Here is a 13965-nt window from a genome sequence, read left to right on the forward strand (position 1 = left end):
CGGGTCGCACGAGAGGGGGGCGGCGCATGGGTCCGGTCGAGGCCATCCAGTCCGTGGTTCGCAACTACGCGAACTTCGCCGGCCGTGCGACGCGGCCGGAATATTGGTGGTGGGCGCTCTTCCAGGTGGTCAGCTCGGTGGTGCTGGGGCAGATCCCGGTGCTCGGCCAACTCTGGAGCCTCGTCATCCTGCTGCCGAGCCTGGCCGTCGGCGTGCGGCGCCTGCACGACGTGGGGCGCAGCGGCTGGCTGATCCTTCTGCCTTGGGCGGGGCTGCCCTTCGTCTTGCTGGGCGGCGCGATCCAGGGCGGCATCCTCGAGCCCGTGGGCTATGTCGTGATCTTCTGCGGGGCGCTTGCGGTGCTGGTCTGGGCCTGCATGGACGGAACCCCCGGCCCGAACGGCTATGGCCCCGACCCGAAGGGGCGCGGGGGGCGGCGGTGAGCCGGGCGGCCACGCCCGAGATCACCGCCTTCACCGACGGCGCCTGCTCGGGCAATCCCGGGCCCGGCGGCTGGGGCGTGGTGATGGAGGCGCGCCGCGGCGGCGAGCTGGTCAAGACGCGCGAGCTGTCGGGGGCCGAGCCTGAGACCACCAACAACCGGATGGAGCTGATGGCCGCGATCATGGCGCTCGAGACGCTCGAGCGCGGCGTGCCGGTGACCGTGGTGACCGACTCGGCCTATCTCAAGGACGGCATCACCGCCTGGATTCATGGCTGGAAGCGCAACGGCTGGAAGACGGCGGCGAAGAAGCCCGTCAAGAATGCCGATCTGTGGCAGCGGCTCGACGCCGCCCGCGCCCGCCACGAGGTGCGCTGGGAATGGATCAAGGGCCATTCGGGCCACGAGCAGAACGAGCGCGCCGACGCGCTGGCGCGCGAAGCCATCGCCGCGCTGCGCGCCGACCGGAAGGCCGCCGGGCGCGCCTGACCCCCGTGGCGCGGCGGCCCCCTGAGCCGCGCGATCGCCCGCGGCGGCATGTGACGGCGCGGGGCCCGCGAAAGCGGCGGGTGCGCCTCAGACCCGGCCGAAGCGGGCCTTCAGGGCCGTCTCGACCCGGGGCGAGACGAAGCTCGAGACGTCGCCCCCCATGCGCGCGATCTCCTTGACCAGCTTCGAGGCGATCGCCTGGTGGCTCGCGTCCGCCATCAGGAACACCATCTCGATCTCGTCGTCGAGCGCGCGGTTCATGCCGACCATCTGGAACTCGTACTCGAAGTCCGACACCGCCCGCAGGCCGCGGATGATGATGCCGGCCTCGACCTCGCGGGCGAAATGCATCAGCAGGTTCTCGAAGGGGCGGACCTCGATGATCGTGCCGCTCTCGCGCGCCACCGGGGCGCATTCGGCCTCGATCATCTCGACGCGGGTCTCGAGGTCGAACAGCGGGCCCTTGTCGCGGTTGATCGCGACGCCGATGACCAGCCGGTCGACCAGCTTGGCGGCGCGCCGCACGATGTCGACATGCCCGAGCGTGACCGGGTCGAACGTCCCCGGATAGAGTCCTGTGCGCAACCGAGCCTCCCCCTCTGCGCGGGAGCCTCACGCAACAGCGCCGCGCGCCGGAAATCAAGCTCGAATCCGGCGAAAGCGGCCGAATCCCGCAATGACGCGTCAGCCGCTCAGCATGCCCGCCATGGCCTGGTTCTCGGCCTCGACCTCCTCGATGCGCGCCTTCACGACATCGCCGATCGACAGGATCCCGGTCATCCGTCCGCCCTCCATCACCGGCATGTGGCGGAAGCGCCCGGCGGTCATGCGTTCCAAAACCGAGGTCGCCGAATCGGCGGGGGCGCAGGTTTCGACCTTGCTGGTCATCACGGCGCTGACCGGCAGCGTCAGCGCGCGCGCGCCGTCCTCGCCGACGCGGCGCACGATGTCGCGCTCCGACAGGATGCCCGCCATCGACCCATCCCGCGCGGTCACCACCAGCGCGCCGATCCGCCGCGCGGCAAGCACGGCCGCCGCATCGCTCAGCGTGACTTCGGAGCGGATGGTCTCGATGGCCGAGGACCCCTTGCTTCGGAGAATCTGGATCACGTTCATGTCGGCTCTCCCAGCGCGTTCGATCAAATCAGCGTGAGACGACATTCGGGGCCTGTCAACATTCGGGGCGTCGGCCAACGCTTGCGGCGTCCTCCCGACACTGGCGCCATCGCGGGGCTCTGGAACCATTCGGGGCTTTGCGGCATTCTCCACGCAAGCTTGCCAAGGAGTGCTGCATCATGCGTCAGACCGCTCTCGTTCTTGCCGCCCTCGCCATCTCGGGCTCCCTGGGCGCGGGGCCGGCGCTCGCCGACCCGTCGCACTGCCCGCCGGGCCACGCCAAGAAGGGCTGGTGCTCGCCGGGGCCGAAATACGTCTACCGCAGGGGCGATTACATCCCGCGCACGCGGTATGTCATCGTCGAGGACTACGACCGCTACGGCTATGGCCGCCCGCCGTCGGGCTATGGCTATGTCCGTGTCGACGGCGACGTGTTCCTGATCGCGCTGGCCACCGGCCTGATCGTCGAGGCGTTGCGCTGAGCGCGCGCCACGCCCGCCCGCTCACCGCGCCGTGAGCGGGCAGCGCGACGGAGATCGCGCGCCCCTCCGTTCGACACGGCATGGATGATGGCCCCGCCGAGAATGCAGCGGGCGGCGCCTCCGCCGCGAAGGCGGCATCCCTAGCGAAGAGCGAGGAGAGACTGCCATGATCCGAGCGCATCGTTTTGCCGCCCTGCCGCTTGCCCTCGCAGGGGTTCTCATGGTTCTCGCCGCGGGCCCTGCTCCGGCGCAGGGCCGCGATGCCGCGATGGGCGTCGCCGCCGACCTTGCGGTGCCCGATCACGCGGACGCCATCCGCATGGCCGCGAAGGACGACCGCGGCCACCGCGGCAGGGATGATCGCGGGCGCCACGGCCGCGACGACCGCGCCTATCGCCGCGACGATCATCGCGACTGGCACAGGGACCGCCGAGACGACCGCCGCGAGTGGCGCGACGACCGCCGTGACTGGCGGGCCGATCGCCGCGACTGGGAGCGCGACCGCCGCGAGTGGGAGCGCGACCGCCACGAGTTCCGCCACGAGCGGCGCGAGGCCTATCGCGACGGCTACCGCGACGGCCGGCGCCATTACCGCAACCGCTGGGGCTATCGCCCTGGCTACTACGTGCCGCGCGAGCGCTATGTCGTCGTGCGCGAGTATCACCGCTACGGCTATGCGCCGCCGCCCTGGGGCCATGCCTATGTCAGCGTCGACGGCGATGTCTTCCTCGTGGCGCTGGCCACCGGCCTGATCGTCAGCGCGATCGCCTACTGACGCGCTCGCCCTCGCGCGTCATCCCCCTGCACCGCGTCGCCATCGGCGCGGTGCATGAGCTTCATGACGTCGCCCGTCAGCCGATGGCCATGGCCTCGCGCGCGAAGGCCGGCGGGCCGCATCACTCGGCGGCCATCCGCCCGGCCTTGACCAGCATCGGCCGCAGGTAGTGCCCGGTATAGCTGGCCTCGACCTCGGCCACCGCCTCGGGCGTGCCCTCGGCCACGATCCGCCCGCCGCCGTCGCCGCCCTCGGGGCCCAGGTCGACGATCCAGTCGGCGGTCTTTATGACGTCGAGATTATGCTCGATCACCACCACCGTGTTGCCCTGGTCCACCAGCTCCTGCAGCACCTCGAGCAGTTTCTTGACGTCCTCGAAATGCAGGCCAGTCGTGGGCTCGTCGAGGATGTAGAGCGTCCGGCCCGTCGCCCGGCGGCTCAGTTCCTTCGACAGCTTCACCCGCTGCGCCTCGCCGCCCGACAGCGTGGTCGCCTGCTGGCCGATCTTGACGTAGCCGAGGCCGACGCGGGCGAGCGTTTCCAGCTTCTCGCGGATCGAGGGGATGGGGTCGAAGAACGCCACGCCGTCCTCGACCGTCATGTCGAGCACCTCGGCGATCGACTTGCCGCGGTACTTGATCTCCAGCGTCTCGCGGTTGTAGCGCGCGCCGTGGCAGGTGTCGCAGGTCACGTACACGTCGGGCAGGAAGTGCATCTCGATCTTGATGACGCCGTCGCCCTGGCACGCCTCGCACCGCCCGCCCTTGACGTTGAAGCTGAAGCGCCCCGGCTGGTAGCCCCGCGCCTTCGATTCCGGCAGGCCCGCGAACCAGTCGCGGATCGGGGTGAAGCAGCCCGTGTAGGTCGCGGGGTTCGAGCGCGGCGTGCGCCCGATCGGCGACTGGTCGATGTCGATCACCTTGTCGAGGTGCTCGAGCCCCCGCACCGTCCGGCAGGGCGCGGGCACCAGCCGCGCGCCGTTCAGCCGGTTGGCGGCGTGCTTGTAGAGCGTCTCGATCGTCAGCGTTGACTTGCCGCCGCCCGAGACCCCGGTGATGCAGGTGAGCGTGCCCAGCGGGATCTCGGCGGTGACGTCGTGCAGGTTGTTGCCGGTCGCGCCTTCGACCGCGAGCCACTTGCCGTTGCCCTTCCGGCGACTGCGGGGGATGGCGATCTCGCGGCGCCCGGCAAGGTAGTCGCCCGTGACCGAGGCGGGCGTCGCCGCGATTTCATCCGGCGTGCCATGGGCGATGATCTCGCCGCCATGCACTCCCGCGCCGGGCCCGATATCGATGACATGGTCGGCCTCGCGGATCGCCTCCTCGTCATGCTCGACCACGATCACGGTGTTGCCCTGGTCGCGCAGCCCCTTGAGCGAGGTCAGGAGCCGCCCGTTGTCGCGCTGGTGCAGCCCGATCGAGGGCTCGTCGAGCACATAGAGCACGCCCGTCAGCCCCGATCCGATCTGGCTCGCCAGCCGGATGCGCTGGCTTTCGCCGCCCGAGAGGGTGCCGGAACCACGGCTGAGCGTCAGGTAGTCGAGCCCCACGTCCACGAGGAAGCCCAGCCGCTCGCGGATCTCCTTGAGGATGGCGGTGGCGATCTTGTTCTTCTGCGCGCTCAGCGCCGCGGGCACGGTCAGCACCCAGTCTCGCGCCTCGCGGATCGACATCTCGGTGACCTGGCCGATGTGGAGCCCGCCGATCTTCACCGCCAGCGCCTGCTCGCGCAGCCGGTGGCCGCCGCAGGTGGCGCAGGGGCGCGAGCCCTGGAAGCGCTCGAACTCTTCGCGCACCCAGGCCGAGTCGGTCTCGCGATAGCGGCGCTCCATGTTCGGGATGACGCCCTCGAAGGGCCGGGCGATCTGGTAGACGCGCCCGCCGTCGTCGTAGCGGAACTTGATCTTCTCGCCGCCCGAGCCGTGCAACATGACGGCGCGCGCGAAATCCGGCAGGTCGCGCCACGGCACGACCGGGCTGAACTCGTAATGCGCCGCCAGGCCCTCGATGGTCTGGCGGAAATATGGCGTCTTCGATTTCGACCAGGGCGCGAGCGCGCCGTCCATCAGGCTCACGGTGTCGTCGGGCACCACCAGCCGCTCGTCGAAGAACAGCTCCTGCCCCAACCCGTCGCAGTCGGGGCAGGCGCCGAAGGGCGCGTTGAAGGAAAACAGCCGCGGCTCGATCTCGGCGATGCTGAAGCCCGACACCGGGCAGGCGAATTTCTCCGAGAATGTGATCCGCTCGGGCTCGGGCGCGGTGCCGTCCTCGACGGGCGATGGCGCCATCTCTATGATCGCGATGCCGTCCGCGAGCTTCAGCGCGGTCGAGAAGCTGTCGGCCAACCGGGGCTCGAGCCCCTCGCGCACCACGATGCGGTCGACCACCACGTCGATGTTGTGGCGGAACTTCTTGTCGAGCTCGGGCGCGTCCTCGATCTCGTGGAACGCGCCGTTGACCTTGACGCGCTGGAAGCCCTGCTTCCTGAGTTCAGCGAATTCCTTGCGGTATTCGCCCTTGCGGTCGCGCACGACGGGAGCGAGCAGGTAGGCGCGCGTGCCCTGCGGCATCGCCATCACCCGGTCCACCATGTCCTGCACCTGCTGCGCCTCGATCGGCAGGCCGGTGGCGGGCGAATAGGGGGTGCCGGCGCGGGCGAACAGGAGCCGCAGGTAGTCATAGATTTCCGTGACCGTGCCCACCGTCGAGCGCGGGTTGCGCGAAGTGGTCTTCTGCTCGATCGAGATGGCGGGGCTCAGTCCCTCGATGTGGTCGACCTCGGGCTTCTGCATCATCTGCAGGAACTGCCGGGCATAGGCCGAGAGCGATTCGACATAGCGCCGCTGCCCCTCGGCATAGATCGTGTCGAAGGCGAGCGACGACTTCCCCGAGCCCGAAAGCCCGGTGATGACCGTCAGCCGGTCGCGGGGAATGTCGACGTCGATGCCCTTGAGGTTGTGCTCGCGCGCCCCCCGCACCGAGATGAACTTCTGCTCAGCCATGCGAATCCGTGCCTCTCGGGGTTCCCCGCAGACATAACGCCTCGGGCGGGATTTGCGAGTCGGCGGAGTGTAAACAAAACATGAACATTTGCAAGCGCGCGAGATTTCGGCGATGCGCCGCCCGGGCCTTGGCGCCGCGCGCGCCGGCATGTGACACTCGTGGCCGGCGCGCATCGGGCGCCGTCGGGCTCGCGGAGGCGGCATGGTCTTCTATCTCACCCTCATTCTCGCCTGCCAGCTTGCCGGCGAGATCGTCGTCAAGGCCGCGGGGCTTCCGCTGCCGGGGCCGGTCCTCGGTATGGTGATCCTGTTCGCGGGGCTGATGCTGCGCGGCCTGCCCGACGGGCTTGCGCGAGTGGGCGATGCATTGCTCGGGCACCTCTCGCTCCTGTTCGTGCCGGCGGGGGTGGGCGTGATGCTCCACGCCGGCCTGCTGGGCCGCGATTGGCTGCCGATCGCGGCGGCGCTGGTGGTATCGACCCTGCTGACGGTCGCTGTCACCGGGCTGGTGATGGCGCGCCTCAACCGCGAGCGCGGGCCGGAGGACGGGCGGTGAGCGGTGACATGCGCGACATCTGGGTCTATCTGGCGCGCGAGCCGCTGGTGCACCTGACGCTGACGCTCGCGGCCTTCCAGGCGGGGTCGTGGGTCTATCGGCGCGGGCGGATGAACCCGCTGCTCAACCCTGTGCTGATCGCGGTGGTGCTGGTGGTGTCGGGGCTGCTGGTCACCGGGACCTCCTACGATGCCTATTTCGAGGGGGCGCAGTTCGTGCATTTCCTGCTGGGGCCGGCCACCGTGGCGCTGGCGATCCCGCTCTACCGGCAGGTCGAGAAGGTCCGCCGTTCGGCCCTGGCGCTGGGGGTGTCGATCGTCACGGGCTCGCTCGCGGCCTCGGCCAGTGCGGTGGCGGTGGCCTGGGGCCTCGGCGCCTCGCGCGACACGCTGATCTCGGTCGCGCCGAAATCGGTCACGGCGCCCGTGGCGATGGGCATCGCCGAGAGCCTGGGCGGCCTGCCCTCGCTCACTGCAGTGCTGGTCATCCTGACCGGCATCCTCGGCGCCATGCTGGGTCCCTGGGTGCTGACGCTGGTGGGCGTGCGCGACTGGGCGGCGCGGGGGCTTGCGATCGGCACCGCCAGCCACGGCATCGGCACGGCTCGGGCATTGCAGGTGAACGAGGTGGCGGGCGCCTTCGCGGGCCTCGCGATGGGGCTCAACGCGCTGGCGACCGCGCTTCTGCTGCCGCTGCTCGCGCGGCTGGTGTTGTAAGGCGCGGCTTCGGACTGGACAGGGCCGCGGCGCCGCGCCACTCGGCGGGGACAGGCGCGAACATTCGGGGAGGAGGCCATGCAGATCGGGCGAATCCTGCGCTACCCGCTCTGGGCGCTCGAGGTGCTTGGCCCGACCAAGTCCTTCGCGCGCAATCCGATCCTGGGCAGCCCGCGGCTCAACCGGATGGGACTGCATGTCTGGCGGCTGTCCACCGCGCACAGGATGGCGGCGATGCGCCGGGCACGGCTGGGCTCGCGCATCGACCCGGACCAGCGCAGGGCGTTCGACCGGGACGGCTTCTTCGTCATCCACGACTTCCTGCCCGCCGACGCATGGCGCAGGCTGAGCGAGGAGACGTCGGCCCTGCGCTTGCCGGCGCGCGAGATTCGCGAGGGGCAGACGGTGACGCGTCAGCTCCTGCTCACGCCGCGCACGCTCGCGCGCCTGCCGCAGACGCGCGCGGTGGTCGGCGGTCGCGGCATCAACGATCTGGTGCGCTATGCCGGCGCGACGGCGAGCGCCCCGGTCTGGTTCTACCAGACGGTGATCGCCGATCCCGCGCGCAGCGAGGCCGACCCGCAGACCGAGCTTCATTCGGACACCTTCTTCCCGACCTCGAAGGCATGGCTGTTCCTGCACGACGTGGGCGAGGAGGACGGCCCCTTCGCCTACGTGCCCGGCTCGCATCGCCTGACGCCACGGCGCCGCGCCTGGGAGCATCGCGCCAGCATCGACGCCGCGGACGACCCGCGCTCGAACCACCGCGGCGGCAGCCTGCGGCTGGGGGCGGAGGACCTCGAGGAGATGGGCTTGCCGGCGCCGGTGCGGATGTGCGTGCCGGCGAACACCCTGATCGTTGCCGATACCCATGGCTTCCACGGCCGTAGTCCCAGTCCGCGTCCCACCGTGCGGGTCGAGCTGCACGGCCATCTGCGAACCAATCCGTTCCTGCCGACCGCCCTGCTGGACGCGAAGTCCTGGCCGTTCATCCGCGACCGCCAGCTCGACATCGACGCGGGGATGCACGAATTCGCCGTCCGCCGGTTGGGCGCGCGGCGCAAGTGGCACTGGACCGGGCCCGTCGCGCTGGACGCGCCCGCCTCGGTCTGAAGCTGGCGCCGCGTCATGGTGTGGCGCCGGCGCGAGGTGGCGGATAAGGTGCGCCCAGAGGCAGATTCGAGGCGCAGGAGGGAGGCCGCAAGATGGCTGGCAGCGTGAACAAGGTGATCCTGATCGGCAATCTGGGCCGCGACCCCGAGGTGCGCTCGTTCCCGAGCGGGGGGCGGGTCTGCAACCTGCGCATCGCGACATCCGAGAACTGGCGCGACCGCGAGACCGGCGAGCGAAAGGAGCGCACCGAGTGGCACTCGGTCGCGATCTTCTCCGAGCCGCTGATCAAGGTGGCCGAGAGCTATCTGCGCAAGGGCTCGAAGGTCTATCTCGAGGGTCAGCTCGAGACGCGCAAATGGCAGGACCAGTCCGGGCAGGACCGCTACACGACCGAGGTCGTGCTCAGGCCTTACCGCTCCGAGCTCACCATGCTGGACGGCCGCGGCGAGGGCGGTGGCGGTGGCGGCGGCTTCAGCGGCGGGCGCGACGACTTCGGCGGGGGTCAGGGCGGTGGCCAGGGCGGCGGCGGCAGCTATGGCGGCGGACGCGGCGGTGGCGGCGGCGGGCGCGGCGATGTCGACGACGACATCCCGTTCTGAGGCGGATCGGCAATGGCGCACGATCACGACCACGATCACGAGCACGGACCCGGCTGCGGCCATGCGCACGAGGCCGAGGATCCTGGCCGGGCCTTCTTCGACATCGCCGACCAGTTCATCGCCGTCGCGAACCGGCTGGCGGACGAGGTGCCGGCGTCGCGCATCTCGGCCGCCATGATGTATGCGACGGCGCGGTTCAACGCCTTCCTCGCGCAGACCCAGGGTGTCGAGGCGGGCGAGATGGACGAGGCGACGGTGGCCTATTTCCGCGACGAGTACGAGCGGATGCTGCGCGAGAATCTGGGCCAGTCGCTGGTCGCGAAGCAGAACTGAGCGCCACGCGGCCCGGTCTCAGGCGATCGCGATCAGCTTGTCCGCGCGACGGTAGCGCCGCTCGATCCGGAGCGTTACGAGCGCGAGGGCGACCCAGCCACCATGGAACAGGATGCCTGCGAGCACCACGAGCTCGCCAGGTACAGGCCCGATCGTCGCGCGCTCGAAGATCTGCGCCCCGTATTCGAGAGGCGTGGGGTGGATCGCGAGCTTGCCATAATAGGCGATCGCCTGCACCATCAGGATATACGCATAGTTCTTCCGCAGCCGCCGGCCTACGGCGCGGAGAAAGCTGATGTGGAAGCGCGGCCGGGCATAGTCCTGCGCGAGGAGCCTGTTCCACTGGCCATCCATCGTGACGCCTTCGCCGCGGAGGAGGGGTGCGTAGATGTCCGTCTCCATCAGCCGGCAACGCGCCCGCCAGACGTTGAAGTAGCGGTAGCGCCGCCCCTCGAACAGAAGGAAGACGACGACCAGCAGCCCGACCAGCACCAGCGGCAGCGGCGATGCCTCGGGGCCGGAATAGGAAATCGTGAGGGCAATCCCCGTGGTCACCACCGCCCAGTTCGTCGTGTTGTCCAGGCGCGAGCGCCAGATCGTCGAGCGGTAGACCTCGCCGCGGTAGAGATGCGCGATGGCGCCCAGCTCGGGGCTCGAGAAGGTCGTCGCCGGTGCCCCGTCCGGCATGCGGTCGTCGGGCATCGTTTCCCCCTTGGTTTCCCCCTTAAGATGTTTTTCCCGCAAGCTTAGCGCAGACGCCGCAGCAGCGACAGATCACCTGCGGACGTTTCGAGATCCGGTGGTTTTTCGCAGCTCTTCCCGCAATATCCTGCGTCTGGTGCTTGCCCGGCCGAAGGCCCGCGTCCTATACTCGGCCGCCAGAGAACGAGACCCGGGCCGGGCAGCCGGGCAAGGGGATTTCCGGTGAGCGACGAGACGACGAACGGCGACGAGAACGGCGGCGAACTCCCCCGCCTCGCGCATGACGGCCCGACCATCGCGGTCGAGGAGGAGATGAAGCGTAGCTACCTCGATTACGCCATGAGCGTGATCGTGAGCCGCGCCATCCCCGACCTGCGCGACGGCCTCAAGCCCGTGCACCGGCGCATCCTGTTCGCGATGCACGAGGCCGGGAACACCCACGACAAGGCCTATCGCAAGTCGGCCCGCACCGTCGGCGACGTGATCGGCAAGTATCACCCGCACGGCGACTCGGCGGTCTATGACGCGCTGGTGCGCATGGCGCAGGACTTCTCGATGCGCCTGCCGCTTCTGGACGGGCAGGGCAATTTCGGCTCGCTCGACGGCGACGCGCCGGCGGCGATGCGCTACACCGAAGTGCGCATGGCCAAGGCCGCGCAAGGCCTGCTGGAAGACCTCGACAAGGACACGGTCGATTTCCAGGACAATTACGACGGCCAGGACCGCGAGCCGGTGGTCCTGCCGGCGCGCTTCCCGAACCTGCTGGTCAACGGCGCGGGCGGCATCGCGGTGGGCATGGCCACCAACATCCCGCCGCACAACCTGGGCGAGGTGATCGACGCGACGGTGGCGCTGATCGACGATCCCGAGCTCGACACCGACGCGCTGATGCAGTTCGTCCCCGCGCCAGACTTCCCCACCGGGGGCGTGATCCTCGGGCGTTCAGGCGCGCGCAAGGCCTATTCGACGGGGCGCGGCAGCGTGATCCTGCGCGCGCGCATCGACGAGCGCGAGACGGAATCCGGCGGGCGCCCGCGCATCGTGGTGACCGAGATCCCCTATCAGGTGAACAAGTCCACGCTGGTCGAGAAGATCGCGGAGCTGGCGCGCGAGAAGAAGATCGAGGGGCTCGCCCATATCCAGGACGAGAGCGACCGCTTCGGCGTGCGCGTCGTCATCGACCTCAAGCGCGATGCCACGCGCGACGTGGTGCTGAACCAGCTCTACCGCTTCACGCAGCTCCAGACCTCGTTCGGCTGCAACCTGCTGGCGCTCAACAACGGGCGGCCCGAGCAGCTCGACCTCAAGACCATGCTGAGCGCCTTCGTCGCCTTCCGCGAGGACGTGATTGCCCGGCGCACGGCGCATCTCTTGGCAAAGGCGCGCGAGCGGGCGCACCTGTTGTGCGGGCTCGCCGTCGCGGTCGAGAACGTGGACGAGGTGGTGGCCACTATCCGCTCCTCGCCCGACCCGCAGACGGCGCGCGAGCGGCTGAAGGAACGGCGCTGGCCGGCGGCCGAGATCGCGGGCTATATCCGGCTGGTCGACGACCCCGCGCACCGGATCAACGAGGACGGCACCTACAACCTGTCGGACGCGCAGGCGCGGGCGATCCTCGACCTGCGGCTCCAGCGCCTCACCGCGATGGGGGTGAAGGAGATCGGCGACGAGCTCGAGGGGCTGGCGGAGAAGATCACCGACTATCTCGACATCCTGCGCTCGCGCGAGCGCATCCTCGGCATCATCCGCGACGAACTGGCGACGATCCGCGCCGATTTCGCCACGCCCCGCCGGTCCGAGATCGTCGAGTGGGAGGGCGACCTCGACGACGAGGACCTGATCGAGCGCGAGGACATGGTGGTGACCGTCACCCATGGCGGCTACATCAAGCGCACGCCGCTGGCCGAGTTCCGCACGCAGGGGCGCGGCGGCAAGGGCCTTGCCGGAATGGCGATGAAGGAGGAGGACTTCGTCACCCGCCTGTTCGTCGCCAACACGCACACGCCACTGCTGTTCTTCACCACCGACGGCATGGTCTACAAGCTCAAGACCTGGCGCTTGCCCCTGGGCGGGCGCAACGCGCGCGGGCGGTATCTCAAGCATGTCATCGAGGCGATCCGCGAGGAGGCGGGGATCGCCGCGATCATGCCCGTGGACGTGCCCGAGGACGAATGGGAAAAGCTGCAGATCGTCTTCGCCACCTCGGAGGGCGACGTTCGGCGCAACCGGCTGTCGGACTTCACCAACGTCATGCGCAACGGCAAGATCGCCATGAAGTTCGAGCCGGGCTCCGAGACGCGCCTGATCGGCGCGCGGATCTGCGACGAGAACGACGACGTGATGCTGGTTACCGCCCGGGGCCGCGCGATCCGCTTCCCGACGACGGATGTGCGCGTCTTTGCCGGCCGTGAGTCGACGGGCGTGCGGGGCATCCGGCTGGCCGGGGGCGACATGGTGGTCTCGATGGCCGTGATCCGCCATTTCGAGGCAACGCCCGAGGAGCGCGCGGCCTATCTCAAGATGCGCCGCGCCGTGGCGGGTTCGGTCGAGGAGGCCGAGGAGGCGCCGGAGGCCGAGGAGGCCGAGGCGGTGGCCGACATCGCGCTTCCCGAAGGCCGCTATGCCGAGATGTCGGCGGCCGAGGACCTGATCCTGACCGTCACCGAGCGGGGCATGGGGAAGCTGTCGTCGAGCCACGACTACCCGGTGCGCGGCCGCGGCGGGCAGGGCGTGGCGGCTATGGACCGAGCGATGCGCGGCGGGCCGCTCGCCGCCGCCTTCCCCGTCGAGATGGACGATCAGATCATGCTGGTCACCAATGCCGGCCAGTCGATCCGCTGCCCGGTCTCGGACATCTCGTTCCGCTCGCGCAGCGCGGGCGGCGTCAAGGTATTCAACACCGCCGGGGACGAGAAGGTGGTCTCGGTCGCCTGGATCGCCGAACAGGGCGAGGACGACGGCGGCGAAGGGTGATGGCGCGCGGGGCGGAACCATGCTGATCGGCGAAGGCGCGAAGGTCTGGAACGTCAATCCGCTGGTCGTGTCGGTCGATGCCTTCCTGTCGGCGGTGGAATGCGAGGCGGTCATCGAGCTGGCGCGCGGGCGGTTGCAGCGCGCGACGGTGATCAACAGCGAGCACCGCATCGAGGTCTCGGAGAAGCGGACCAACTCGCATTGCGTGATCGCTCCGCAATCGGACCCCGCGCTCGCCGCGCTCTGCCTCAAGCTGGGCGTCCTCCTGCGGATGCCGTTCGCGAATGTCGAGGGCGTCTCGGTGCTGCACTACACGCCGGGGCAGGAGTTCACCGTCCACTCGGACGGATTCTCGCTGGCGCGCGGGCCCAGCTATGTCGAGGCGATGGAGGCGAATGGCGGCCAGCGCCTGTTCACCACCATCTGCTATCTGAACGATGTCGAGGAAGGGGGCGCCACCGCCTTTCCGGTGCTGGGCCCCACGGTCGCGCCAAAGCGAGGGCGGCTCCTGATCTTTGCGAACACGCTTGCGGGCTCGCGCGATGTCACGGGCCTCGCCAACCACGCTGGAACGCCGGTCACCCGGGGCGAGAAATGGGCGGCCACCGTTTGGTGGCGCGAGCGCGCCTGGACGCCGCCCGCCTGAGGCCGTGCGGCGCGCGGTCCGC

Annotated in this window: 15 protein-coding genes; 11 read left to right on the forward strand and 4 right to left on the reverse strand. The window is 69.6% G+C overall.

What is annotated here, in order from left to right:
- Positions 1-26 precede the first annotated feature (26 nt).
- Positions 27-443, forward strand: coding sequence for a DUF805 domain-containing protein (locus tag M1105_RS11675; protein ID WP_249580547.1), 417 nt, complete (start codon positions 27-29; stop codon positions 441-443).
- Positions 440-931, forward strand: coding sequence for a ribonuclease HI (gene rnhA / locus M1105_RS11680; protein ID WP_249580548.1), 492 nt, complete (start codon positions 440-442; stop codon positions 929-931). The genes M1105_RS11675 and rnhA overlap by 4 nt, the downstream gene beginning before the upstream one ends.
- Positions 932-1018: 87 nt before the next feature.
- Here rnhA and coaD read toward each other — a convergent pair whose 3' ends face one another.
- Together coaD and M1105_RS11690 are read right to left on the reverse strand one after the other, a co-directional pair.
- Positions 1019-1516 (reverse strand): pantetheine-phosphate adenylyltransferase, encoded by a 498-nt coding sequence (gene coaD, locus M1105_RS11685; RefSeq protein ID WP_249580549.1) that lies wholly within the window; start codon positions 1514-1516, stop codon positions 1019-1021.
- 99 nt (positions 1517-1615) lie between these two features.
- Positions 1616-2047, reverse strand: coding sequence for a CBS domain-containing protein (locus M1105_RS11690; RefSeq protein ID WP_249580550.1), 432 nt, complete (start codon positions 2045-2047; stop codon positions 1616-1618).
- Between the two features lie 179 nt (positions 2048-2226).
- Here M1105_RS11690 and M1105_RS11695 point away from each other — a divergent pair, with 179 nt between their 5' ends.
- Positions 2227-2529, forward strand: a complete 303-nt coding sequence (locus M1105_RS11695) for an RcnB family protein (RefSeq protein ID WP_249580551.1) — start codon at positions 2227-2229, stop codon at positions 2527-2529.
- Positions 2530-2695: 166 nt separating this feature from the next.
- On the forward strand, positions 2696-3304 hold the full coding sequence (locus tag M1105_RS11700; RefSeq protein ID WP_249580552.1) for an RcnB family protein: 609 nt from the start codon (positions 2696-2698) through the stop codon (positions 3302-3304).
- Positions 3305-3425: 121 nt separating this feature from the next.
- On the opposite strand, the gene uvrA is transcribed toward M1105_RS11700, so the two are convergent.
- Positions 3426-6305 carry an excinuclease ABC subunit UvrA gene (gene uvrA / locus M1105_RS11705; RefSeq protein WP_249580553.1) on the reverse strand — a complete coding sequence of 960 codons (2880 nt, stop codon included), beginning with the start codon at positions 6303-6305 and terminating at the stop codon, positions 3426-3428.
- Positions 6306-6507: 202 nt separating this feature from the next.
- Between uvrA and M1105_RS11710 the strand changes: the two genes are divergently transcribed.
- The 5 genes from M1105_RS11710 to M1105_RS11730 all read left to right on the forward strand — a co-directional run bounded on the left by M1105_RS11710 (position 6508) and on the right by M1105_RS11730 (position 9622).
- Positions 6508-6861 (forward strand): CidA/LrgA family protein, encoded by a 354-nt coding sequence (locus tag M1105_RS11710; RefSeq protein WP_249580554.1) that lies wholly within the window; start codon positions 6508-6510, stop codon positions 6859-6861.
- Positions 6862-6869: 8 nt separating this feature from the next.
- Positions 6870-7577 carry an LrgB family protein gene (locus M1105_RS11715; RefSeq protein WP_249580782.1) on the forward strand — a complete coding sequence of 236 codons (708 nt, stop codon included), beginning with the start codon at positions 6870-6872 and terminating at the stop codon, positions 7575-7577.
- Positions 7578-7655: 78 nt separating this feature from the next.
- Positions 7656-8690 (forward strand): phytanoyl-CoA dioxygenase family protein, encoded by a 1035-nt coding sequence (locus M1105_RS11720; RefSeq protein WP_249580555.1) that lies wholly within the window; start codon positions 7656-7658, stop codon positions 8688-8690.
- Between the two features lie 92 nt (positions 8691-8782).
- The gene (gene ssb, locus M1105_RS11725) at positions 8783-9289 is read left to right on the forward strand and encodes a single-stranded DNA-binding protein (protein ID WP_249580556.1); all 507 of its coding nucleotides are present in this window, start codon (positions 8783-8785) and stop codon (positions 9287-9289) included.
- 12 nt (positions 9290-9301) lie between these two features.
- Positions 9302-9622 carry a DUF3144 domain-containing protein gene (locus tag M1105_RS11730; protein ID WP_249580557.1) on the forward strand — a complete coding sequence of 107 codons (321 nt, stop codon included), beginning with the start codon at positions 9302-9304 and terminating at the stop codon, positions 9620-9622.
- A gap of 18 nt (positions 9623-9640) precedes the next feature.
- On the opposite strand, the gene M1105_RS11735 is transcribed toward M1105_RS11730, so the two are convergent.
- Entirely contained in the window at positions 9641-10324 is a 684-nt protein-coding gene (locus M1105_RS11735; RefSeq protein ID WP_249580558.1) for a DUF2270 domain-containing protein, read from the reverse strand.
- Between the two features lie 312 nt (positions 10325-10636).
- Between M1105_RS11735 and gyrA the strand changes: the two genes are divergently transcribed.
- Complete coding sequence (gene gyrA / locus M1105_RS11740) at positions 10637-13297, forward strand: DNA gyrase subunit A (protein ID WP_406600621.1); 2661 nt, start codon at positions 10637-10639, stop codon at positions 13295-13297.
- Between the two features lie 19 nt (positions 13298-13316).
- Positions 13317-13943, forward strand: a complete 627-nt coding sequence (locus tag M1105_RS11745; protein WP_249580560.1) for a prolyl hydroxylase family protein — start codon at positions 13317-13319, stop codon at positions 13941-13943.
- Positions 13944-13965 lie beyond the last annotated feature (22 nt).

It is taken from the genome of Thermohalobaculum sediminis (assembly GCF_023487995.1).
GTDB classification, from domain to species: Bacteria; Pseudomonadota; Alphaproteobacteria; order Rhodobacterales; family Rhodobacteraceae; genus Thermohalobaculum; species Thermohalobaculum sediminis.

What these genes read in the sequence shown, in the direction of transcription:
- M1105_RS11675 (WP_249580547.1), top strand. Translation starts at nt 27, where the DNA reads ATGGGTCCGGTCGAGGCCATCCAGTCCGTGGTTCGCAACTACGCGAAC.
- M1105_RS11690 (WP_249580550.1), bottom strand. Translation starts at nt 2,047, where the DNA reads ATGAACGTGATCCAGATTCTCCGAAGCAAGGGGTCCTCGGCCATCGAG.
- M1105_RS11695 (WP_249580551.1), top strand. Translation starts at nt 2,227, where the DNA reads ATGCGTCAGACCGCTCTCGTTCTTGCCGCCCTCGCCATCTCGGGCTCC.
- M1105_RS11700 (WP_249580552.1), top strand. Translation starts at nt 2,696, where the DNA reads ATGATCCGAGCGCATCGTTTTGCCGCCCTGCCGCTTGCCCTCGCAGGG.
- uvrA (WP_249580553.1), bottom strand. Translation starts at nt 6,305, where the DNA reads ATGGCTGAGCAGAAGTTCATCTCGGTGCGGGGGGCGCGCGAGCACAAC.
- M1105_RS11710 (WP_249580554.1), top strand. Translation starts at nt 6,508, where the DNA reads ATGGTCTTCTATCTCACCCTCATTCTCGCCTGCCAGCTTGCCGGCGAG.
- M1105_RS11715 (WP_249580782.1), top strand. Translation starts at nt 6,870, where the DNA reads ATGCGCGACATCTGGGTCTATCTGGCGCGCGAGCCGCTGGTGCACCTG.
- M1105_RS11720 (WP_249580555.1), top strand. Translation starts at nt 7,656, where the DNA reads ATGCAGATCGGGCGAATCCTGCGCTACCCGCTCTGGGCGCTCGAGGTG.
- ssb (WP_249580556.1), top strand. Translation starts at nt 8,783, where the DNA reads ATGGCTGGCAGCGTGAACAAGGTGATCCTGATCGGCAATCTGGGCCGC.
- M1105_RS11730 (WP_249580557.1), top strand. Translation starts at nt 9,302, where the DNA reads ATGGCGCACGATCACGACCACGATCACGAGCACGGACCCGGCTGCGGC.
- M1105_RS11735 (WP_249580558.1), bottom strand. Translation starts at nt 10,324, where the DNA reads ATGCCCGACGACCGCATGCCGGACGGGGCACCGGCGACGACCTTCTCG.
- gyrA (WP_406600621.1), top strand. Translation starts at nt 10,637, where the DNA reads ATGAAGCGTAGCTACCTCGATTACGCCATGAGCGTGATCGTGAGCCGC.
- M1105_RS11745 (WP_249580560.1), top strand. Translation starts at nt 13,317, where the DNA reads ATGCTGATCGGCGAAGGCGCGAAGGTCTGGAACGTCAATCCGCTGGTC.